Source organism: Marinicella pacifica (assembly GCF_014636635.1).
Lineage (GTDB): Bacteria > Pseudomonadota > Gammaproteobacteria > Xanthomonadales > Marinicellaceae > Marinicella > Marinicella pacifica.
This window is the reverse complement of the sequence record NZ_BMEO01000026.1, coordinates 1-6,427: the sequence shown is the minus strand read 5'-3', so window position 1 is coordinate 6,427 and position 6,427 is coordinate 1. Positions and strand designations below refer to the sequence as shown.

Sequence of the window (6,427 nt, the reverse complement as noted above, 5' to 3'; positions counted from 1 at the left end):
ACCGCTTAAGCCAAATGTTCAAGCGCCTGGACATCTCAATCAGCCGCACTAACATGGCTGATTGGATGATTAAGTGTGGCGCATTGATACAGCCGTTAATCAACTTGCTTGAAGACAAGCTGCTTGATCAACCTGTGATGCACATTGATGAGACGACTGTGCAAGTTCTTAAAGAGCCGGGTAAAAAAGCCTCATCTAAAAGCTATTTCTGGGTGCGCCGAAGCAACAATACTATCCTGTTCGATTACTCACCCTCACGCTCAAGCCAAGTGGCCAATCAATTAGCTGATGACTTTAAAGGCACCATTATGTGTGATGGCTATGGTGGTTATGATCAATTGCAACAAAACATGCTTGGCTGTTGGGCCCATGCCAGACGATACTTCATCAAAGTTCTTGATAATACTGAACATGCCGGTGCCAGAGAAATGGTTCAACTGATTGCAGAACTTTACCAAGTTGAGAATCAAACCAAAGACGATCCGCCTGATAAAAGGCAACTGGCCAGACAGGATAAAAGTACAGCGATACTTGAGAAAATAAAGACGCTCAAAGACGAAAACTTGCTTAGCTGCACACCCACCAGCACCTTCGGCAAAGCATTGGGCTACCTGCACAACCAGTGGCCCAAGCTCATCGCCTACATTGAAGATGGTCGCTACCCGATTGATAATAACCCGGCAGAAAATGCCATCAGGCCGTTCGTTATTGGCCGCAAGAACTGGCTGTTTGCCAACTCACAAAACGGTGCCAAAGCCTCAGCCAACCTCTATGGCCTGATTGAAACCGCCAAAGCCCATGGCTTGAACCCTGAAAAATACCTCACCGAAATCTACCGTCAACTTCCAAACTGTGAAACAGCAGAGCAGTTTGAACAGCTGCTGCCTGGAAACATCCAGGTAGATTAAAAACCAATCAACAGCTAAACTAAACTGTCAAGTATGGGGTTGGCTTGGCGCTTACCGAAAGTCAGGTTCGGATCTCATCAAGGCCAGAGGCTACAAAATGACCTCACAAACAGGCCGGATATATGTCCGAAACCATTGTTTATACGCAAAGCTGACAAGGTTATGAATGGGGCGCTGCCCCAAACCCCGCTGCTCGGCACAGGGCCGTGGGTAAGTGTATGAGGTAATATTATGAATAATTGAGCATTGGCCAGAAGGCTAAAGTAAACTAAAAACCATTGAAATAAATGGGGCGTTCATATATGTCCTCGATTACACTCTTGTAAAGAGTTAACGATTGATGATACAATATTTGTCATTGTTTCATAAGGTTAAATAATTCATGCCCAACAGGCGAAATGTAAAAAGTGAGTTGAATTTGGCAACAGATTCACATGAGCGATCAAAAGACTTTTTATCAGATTCTGAAATCGAATGCTTATTGGCTGCCGCCAAAAAGGGACGGCATGGTATTCGTGATCATTTGATTTTATTGATGATGTTTCGTCATGGATTAAGAGTTAGTGAAACAATTAACATTAGAATAGCTGATATTAATTTGAAAGAATCCAGAATCTGGGTGAATCGATTAAAAAATGGTTTGTCTGTCGAACAACCAATTGATGGTATTGAGCTTAGAGCCATTAAAAGATATTTGAACAAAAGGAATGACCAATTGCCCTGGTTGTTTATCAATGAAAGAAATCAGCCTATGACTAGGCAGTCGATTAATTACATTATTAAAAGATCAGCAAAGAAAGCAAAATCATCACATGTTCACCCACATATGCTCAGACATTCATGTGGTTATTATTTGGCAAATAAAGGATACGATCTTAGATTAATTTAAGATTATCTTGGGCATAGAGACCCTAAGCATACCGTTCACTACACAAGAGTGGCTGGCGCAAGGTTTGAGGGGTTATGGGGTAACTAAAAAGAGTAATAGACAATGAATAAAATAATTTATACTTTGATACTAATTTTCACGGCGTTGGGAATTAATGCTTCACCTTTAATATTTTCAAATGATTTTGAAACTCCTGCAGGTTCTATTGAGTTTGTTTCTGATGAATCTGTATTGTTTACCCAAACAGGAGATTCAGCGAACTTTGAGGTGGTTGTAAGAGATTATCTTGGCAATGTTGTGACTACTGGAGATGTTCAGTGGAGTTTATCCTCTTCTACTAATTTATCATCATCAAATGAACAAAGTAGGACAGTAGCAATCAATGCAGACAGTTTTACAGTAGAAACTGTTGTTTTAACAGCTTACCACCAAGAAGCTAATGCCACAGGTGAGGCCAGTATTATCCTTGCAGAAGTGACTAATAATACCAAAGTAATACCAGATGAAGATGTTATCAGTGGAAGCACTCCTGCAAGTGGAGTTCAAAGTGAAATCATTTTGAATAAGAACGCACTTACAGAAACCATTCAAGTTGGTGACTATGTGGTTTCAGGACAAAACACTGGATTATTGGTCTTGGCTGACCAAGTCACAGTCAATACCAATAATGTGACCTTGTTGGCATCAAGAGCATCATTTACTCAGGCATTCCGAACACTGAATTATTCAGGTGTTAGTCAAAAGTCCAGCTACCATGCAAAAATCTACGGTGCGGACAACACTATTGAAGTTCGTGATAAAAAAAATGGCAAGCTGATCTATCAAAAGACTTTATTCAATTCCTTTAGTTGCGAACTTTCAGGAGGTGGTCCAGCTGGTATCAACTTGACAGGTGCCAGTATAGATTTTGATTACAACGTTACGATTACACCTGTATTAAATTTGTCATCTTCTACAATCAATGAAATGTCATTAACAACCACAGCCAATACGGCTTTTGCCTTTACAACTGGTAGCTTGGCTTTTGATTCCAGTATTTCTGGAGAAGTTGATTGTCAGGTCCAGTCCTTACCTGACTTCGAATCGCCACCTGCAATAATATATGGTTTATGGGTGAATTTGGCAGTGACACCCTCTTTGGGAGTCAAATTACAGGCCAATATCAATGGACCCAATGCAACATTATCAGGGCCAACAGGCATCGCATCCGTACAAACTGAAGCTGGTGTCCGATACACTAACTCAAATGGGTGGGAATACATTGATTCGAATCAATTAAATTACCAATTTGATTTGATTGATGGTGAGTTCAGTACTGATGTGGAATTTTCTTTTAGTGCACAAGCCTATGCCAACGCCAATATGAATGTAGAAGTATCATTAGGGAAACCCCCATTGGGTTTGGAGTTGGGTCAGTTTGATTTCATGCAAGCAGAATTTTCTGAAACTCTGGGTTTTGCCATTACAACTCCGCTGGACCCCAATGATTTGGCCTACAGTGGCCCCGAGGCAAGTTTGGAAGGTCGGTTTATTCTCACCCCCAAAGCTGGATTGTCAGGAGCGGTTTTTGATGCTTTGAATGATGTGTTGGGAATTGATTTAAGCTTTAACCAATCCTTTTCTCCGTTAATTGATACGTCTTTGCCTCATTGGGTTTCGCCAAAGCCTGTTTTGATTACTCCTGCAAGCACACCTCCTAACACTGAAACAACGATAGGAGTACAATTACAAGAACCAGACAACAATGTCTACGGATCTTTTCAGTTATTAACTGATTTTGTTCCTACAGATACTTCAGGATTTTTTGGTAATATAAGTTCTGGTATAGGTAGTATTAACTGGATTCCACACCCTAATGATGAAGGAATGATATTTAAATTCTATCCCAGGATTTCTGTTGATGGTTTAAGCCGAATAATGCCATATGCAAATAACCAGCCTGCAATTATGGAAGTTGGAGACATGTTGATTTCTGATGTGGTTTTTGCAGATTCCAACATGGAAAATTGTGTATTAAATCAGGCTCTATCTCAGGGATGGGTTTATGTATCTGAGTTTGTGTGGGCATTCTGTGCTAATTCAAATATTAATGATATTTCAGGAATAGAAAATCTTTCAAGTTTAGATAGAATATTTTTATCTGGAAATCAAATCAGTGATGTTTTTTCGTTGGCGTCTTTAACTCATCTGACTTATTTGGATCTAGAATACAATCAAATAAATAATGTTTCTGCTCTTAGGAATTTTACTCAGTTGAGAACATTGAAACTTAGTAACAATCAAATCAGTGATGTTTCTGCGCTAGAGGAATTAGCTTTGACTGAATTGACCGAGTTGAGTTTATCTTACAATCAAATCAGTAATGTTACAGCTTTGGGATCTTTAACCCAATTGACTAGATTGGGACTTAGTAACAATCAAATCAGTAATGTTACAGCTTTGGGATCTTTGACCCAATTGACTGTTTTGAGCCTTTCTTCAAATCAAATCAGCGATGTATCAGCACTGGGTTCTTTGACCCAATTGACTTCTTTGGCACTTAGCAACAATCAAATCAGCGATGTATCAGCACTGGGTTCTTTGACCCAATTGACCTATTTGAGCCTTTTTTCAAATCAAATCAGTGATGTTTCAGCACTTGATTCTTTGACTCAATTAATTACTTTATATCTTCACAGTAACAATTATCTAATACCCTGTTCACAACTAGAACAATTTTTCTATGTTCTAAATTTCGAATATGATGATTACTATGATGTGGATGGTGATGGAATGATTATTCTACCAACAAATAATCCACCAGGTGTAGATGAAGCGTGTGGCACGTTCTAAGATATTAAGTGGCGAATATTGTAGCTATGCGGTCACAGGGCCTAAAAATAGAGGGTGAGCGTATCCAGTTGGAGGCTTGCATGCTTAAAAACAAGCTTCAAATAGAGGGTGAGAGGTGACAGTAATGTTTTAAACCTAAAAAATGTGCCCACTAACCGTGGCCAGTGGGCGCCACCAGGCTTTGCCAGGTGGGAGGAATTATGCTCAATTGTGAGCGTAGTACTGACTCATTCAGGGTGGTATTTATAAATCTCAGAAGGTATACATTTTATCAGGTACTTATCAAAAAACTCTAGCTCTCTAGAGAGATAATCTTCTGTCAGTTCATTGAATGAGCCACTATCAAGTTGTGATAGTAAATATTCTTCAGTAAGTGCTTTTTTCTCAATCATAAAACATTCCAAGGTGGACTCACAGTATAAACTAAAACAACATGTAGCCATTAAAAACTTTAACGAGTAACCACGGGTTATAGATTGAGTTATTTTTAATGGGTCTGAGCAAATGACTTACCATAGAAGTTCAGCTTTAGTATGATAACCTAATTTTGAATAATCATATGTACTTACCCTTATTTTTAGGATACAGATATACTAAATCTAAAAGAAAAGATCGCTTTATATCTTTTATTTCATTTGCTTCTATGGGGGGTATTGCTATAGGAGTAATGACTTTAATTGTGACTATTTCTGCAATGAATGGTTTTGAAAAACAATTAAAGGTAAAAACTGGGACACACACCCCAATCAATAATTTCTTACAAGTCTATCAGAAAACTGCCACAGAAAATTTGCTGCTTTACCCTGAAAATTGAATTTTTACATGGAGTTTATTAGTAAGCGCCAAGCTAACCCCATACTTGACAGTTTAGTTTAACTGTTGGTAACTGATTAATCGAGTCTGATGTTCCAAGGTAGGAGTTGTTCTATCTGCTCCACTGTTTTGGCGTTGGGTAATTGGCGGTAGATTTCGGTAAGGTATTTTTCGGGGTTGAGTCCGTGGGCTTTGGCGGTTTCGATTAAGCCGTAGAGATTAGCTGAGGCTTTGGCACCATTTTGGGAGTTGGCAAACAGCCAGTTCTTGCGGCCAATAACGAACGGCCTGATGGCATTTTCTGCCGGGTTATTATCAATGGGATAACGACCATCTTCAATGTAGGCGATGAGCTTAGGCCATTGATTATGCAGATAGCCCAATGCTTTGCCGAAGGTGCTGGTGGGTGTGCAGCTAAGCAAGCTTTCGTCTTTGAGCGTCTTTATTTTCTCAAGTATCGCTGCACTTTTATCCTGTCTGGCCAGTTGCCTTTTATCAGGCGGATCATCTTTGGTTTGTTTCTCAACCTGATGAAGTTCAGCAATCAGTTGAACCATTTTCCGGGCACCTTGGTGTTCTGACTGATCGAGGACTTTAATAAAATACCGTCTGGCATGGGTCCAACAGCCGAGCTTGTTTTGTGGTAGTTGATCATAACCACCATAACCGTCACACATGAGGGTGCCTTGATAACCTTGAGTAAGCTTTTTGGCCACCGTTGCTGATCTTGATGGTGAATAGTCGAACAAGATAATGTTTGCTGCAGAACGCACCCAGAAATAGCTTTTAGATGAGGCTTTTTTACCTGGTTCTTTAAGTACTTGGACTGTGGTCTCATCAATGTGCATCACAGGTTGATCAAGCAGCTTGTCTTCAAGCAAGTTGATTAACGGCTGTATCAATGCACCACACTTAATCATCCAATCAGCCATGTTAGTGCGGCTGATTGAGATGTCCAGGCGCTTGAACATTTGGCTTAAGCGGT

At 39.9% G+C, this 6,427-nt stretch carries 6 protein-coding genes; 4 read left to right on the top strand and 2 right to left on the bottom strand.

Features of this window, described 5'->3' with window-relative positions; genetic code table 11:
• The 3 genes from tnpC (IEV16_RS13140) to IEV16_RS13130 all read left to right on the top strand — a co-directional run.
• Nucleotides 1–908 (top strand): IS66 family transposase (gene tnpC, locus IEV16_RS13140; RefSeq protein ID WP_188366185.1); only part of this gene is annotated, 908 nt, incomplete at its 5' end.
• Between the two features lie 418 nt (nt 909–1,326).
• Nucleotides 1,327–1,797 (top strand): tyrosine-type recombinase/integrase, encoded by a 471-nt coding sequence (locus tag IEV16_RS13135; RefSeq protein WP_188366184.1) that lies wholly within the window; start codon nt 1,327–1,329, stop codon nt 1,795–1,797.
• Nucleotides 1,798–1,899: 102 nt separating this feature from the next.
• Nucleotides 1,900–4,629, top strand: coding sequence for a leucine-rich repeat domain-containing protein (locus tag IEV16_RS13130; protein WP_188366183.1), 2,730 nt, complete (start codon nt 1,900–1,902; stop codon nt 4,627–4,629).
• Between the two features lie 227 nt (nt 4,630–4,856).
• On the opposite strand, the gene IEV16_RS13125 is transcribed toward IEV16_RS13130, so the two are convergent.
• The gene (locus IEV16_RS13125; RefSeq protein ID WP_188366182.1) at nt 4,857–5,021 is read right to left on the bottom strand and encodes a hypothetical protein; all 165 of its coding nucleotides are present in this window, start codon (nt 5,019–5,021) and stop codon (nt 4,857–4,859) included.
• 167 nt (nt 5,022–5,188) lie between these two features.
• Here IEV16_RS13125 and IEV16_RS13120 point away from each other — a divergent pair, with 167 nt between their 5' ends.
• A complete protein-coding gene (locus IEV16_RS13120; protein ID WP_188366181.1) occupies nt 5,189–5,443 on the top strand; it encodes a hypothetical protein in 255 nt (84 codons plus the stop codon).
• A gap of 76 nt (nt 5,444–5,519) precedes the next feature.
• Here the strand turns inward: IEV16_RS13120 and tnpC (IEV16_RS13115) are convergent.
• A partial coding sequence (tnpC, locus tag IEV16_RS13115) for an IS66 family transposase (RefSeq protein ID WP_188366180.1) occupies nt 5,520–6,427 on the bottom strand: 908 nt, incomplete at its 5' end.